This window comes from Arthrobacter sp. JCM 19049, assembly GCF_001310435.1.
Map to the genome: position 1 here is coordinate 1 of NZ_BAXF01000302.1, position 2,657 is coordinate 2,657.

Sequence of the window (2,657 nt, forward strand, 5' to 3'; positions counted from 1 at the left end):
GATGGCGGTGGCCACCAGCCACAGCACCACCAGCGCCCCGCCCAGCCGTCGGCCCAGCCACCGCAGCGTACCCATCATCGGTTGCCCGGTGGACCCTAGCGGTCCAGGAACACGTCGTAGTACACCGGGGTGGAGACCGCGGTGGTCGCGCCCATGCCCTTGACGTCCTTGCCGTAGAGGAAGTGGTTCTGCTGGTCGTACAGCGGCAGCACGTAGTAGCCGCCCAGGATCAGCTCCTGGGCCTTGCGGTACTTCTCGGCGCGTTCGGCCTCATCCTCGGTCTGCTCCGCCTCGGTCAGCAGCTGGTCGATCTGCGGGTCCTTGAGCTGGGCGTTGTTCGCGAAGTAGCCCGAGGGGGCCGGCACGGTGGAGTCCGAATGGTAGAGGATGCGCAGCACGCTGGCCCGACCTTCGTGTACGGCGCGGAGACCAGGTTGTACTCGTGCTTGGCCAGTGCCCCGTACCAGCTGGAAAGGTCCAGCAGGTTGATCTTCACTTCGATTCCGACCTTCTTCGCCGAGGCTGGATCTGTTCGAACAGTGACTGTTCGGCCGGCACCGACTGGTTGGTGGACACCGGGAAGCTGACGCTCAGCCGCTTGCCGTCCTTCACCCGGTAGCCCTCGGCGTCACGTTGGTTCCAGCCGGCCTCGTCCAGCAGCTGCTCGGCCTTGGCCACGTCCGGGGCGAAGAGCGCTTCCTGGGAGATGCCCAGCGGCTCCACGGAGGAGAGCAGCGAGTAGCTGCGCGGGGCGGTGCCGAAGAACAGGGCGTCGATGCCCGCGTTCACATCCAGCGCGCGGATGAACGCCTCGCGCACCTTGATGTCGTCAAACGGGGCCTTGGCGCTGTTCAGCTCAATGCGGTTTGAGGCGCCCGGGCGCGGGGCGTCCAGGTGCCCCAGCCCGGCGCCCTCGGCCGAGGAGATGGTGTCCGGCTGGGCGTTGTCGATCACGTCGACCTCACCGGAGGACAGGGCCGCGTAGCGGGTGGCGGCCTCCGGGATGAAGCGCCAGGTGATCCCGTCCAGGTAGGCGCCCTGCTGTTCGCGCCCCTGCTGGGGAGCCGGGGAGACATAGTCCTCGTTGCGCACCAGGTGCACCGCGTCCTGGCGGTCCCAGGAATCGACCTTGAACGGGCCGGTGCCCACCGGGGAGGCGCAGTTCGCGGACTGCTCGCGCTCCAGCGCCTTCGGGGACTGGATGGCGGTCCACGGCATGGACAGCGACTCCAGCAGCGCGTTGTCCGGGGTGGACAGGTGCAGTTCGGCGGTGCGCTCGTCCACCAGCTTGATCTGGCCGACCTTGCCCACCGCCAGGTACCCGGTGGAGGAGGCGGTGTCCGGGTCCTGCAGGTGCTCGATGTTGGCCTTGACCGCCTCGGCGCCCAGCTTCGTGCCGTCGTGGAAGGTGATGCCGTCACGCACGGTGATGGTGCGCACCAGCCGTCCTCGGACACCTTCGTGGACTCGGCCAGCCACGGCACGATCTGGCCGTTCGCGTCCTTGGTGAACAGCGTCTCCAGGTACTGCGAGGCCACCAGCGCCTGCGGGTAGTTGCCGCCCACGTGCGGGTCCAGGCAGGTTGGTTCGGCGTCCCCGGAGGCGTAGATCAGTGTGCCGCCGGTGACCGGGTCCGCCGATTCGCCCTGCGGGGAGGGGCTGGTGGGGCTGGAACATCCGGCCAGCACGGCCAGGCTCAACGGGATGGACAGCGCGCCAAGGGCCAGGCGCCGGGAACGGGCGGTGCGTTGCTTCAAGGGGAAAATACCTCGTGGGGCGAAAAATGATGGATAGTCCTGGGTTCCACAATAGCCACCCGGGCCCGGGCCGGGCATGTCGGGTATTCCAGATCACACCCGGCATGCCCGCGCGCCTACTTCTGGCTGGCCACGGTCATCCGGCGGTTCTCATGGGCTGGGTTTTCCAGCTCATCGAGGATCGCCACCGCGAAGTCCTGGGTGGAGACGAAGTCCCCGGCCGGAGAATCGGTGCCCAGGCTGTAGCTGCCGGTGCGGCGGCCGGAGGCGATTTCCGGGGCCGGGGCGGCCACCGTCCAGGTGATCCCGGAAACGGAGGTGAACATGTCATAGACCTGCGCGCTGGTCTCGGCCTCGGTCTTGTAGGCGTCGGGGAAGTCCGGGGTCTGCAGCAGACGCACCCCGTCAACCTCGGTTGCCCCGGCGCCGCCGACCACCAGCAGGCGGGCCGGGACCAGGGTTTCGGTGATTTCCTCGAAGGCATCCAGGTACTCCTGGTGGTCCCCTCCGGTGCGTGATGGGGGCACCGCGATGACCACTGCGTCATGGCTCTTGCCCAGTTCGCGATAGGTGCCCGCATCGGAGAGCTCGGCACTCACCGCGGTGGCGCCTGAACCGAGGTTCCCGAACGGGTTACCGCGGTGACCTCGTGTCCGCGGGAGAGGGCTTCGGCGACCACCTGGCTGCCCACGGCCCCGGTGGCTCCGTACACTGCAATCTTCATTCTCGGTCCTTTCGGATTGGCGTGGGCCGCGGCCCATTCCAGATCAGATTATCCAGTGTGCCGCCAGGCGAACAACGTGCCGGTCATCAAAGGACACCGCGTCCCCGAGGGTCAGCACAGCAGCGGGCCGAGCAGCAGAACCAGGGCCGTGGCTCCCAACGCGAGGTGGCCGCGGC

At 67.9% G+C, this 2,657-nt stretch carries 2 pseudogenes; both read right to left on the minus strand.

The window, feature by feature from the left end:
• Positions 1–95: 95 nt before the first annotated feature.
• Positions 96–1,757: pseudogene (locus tag JCM19049_RS11290) on the minus strand (ABC transporter substrate-binding protein).
• 116 nt (positions 1,758–1,873) lie between these two features.
• Positions 1,874–2,481 (minus strand): annotated as a pseudogene (locus JCM19049_RS11295) (NAD(P)-dependent oxidoreductase).
• Positions 2,482–2,657 lie beyond the last annotated feature (176 nt).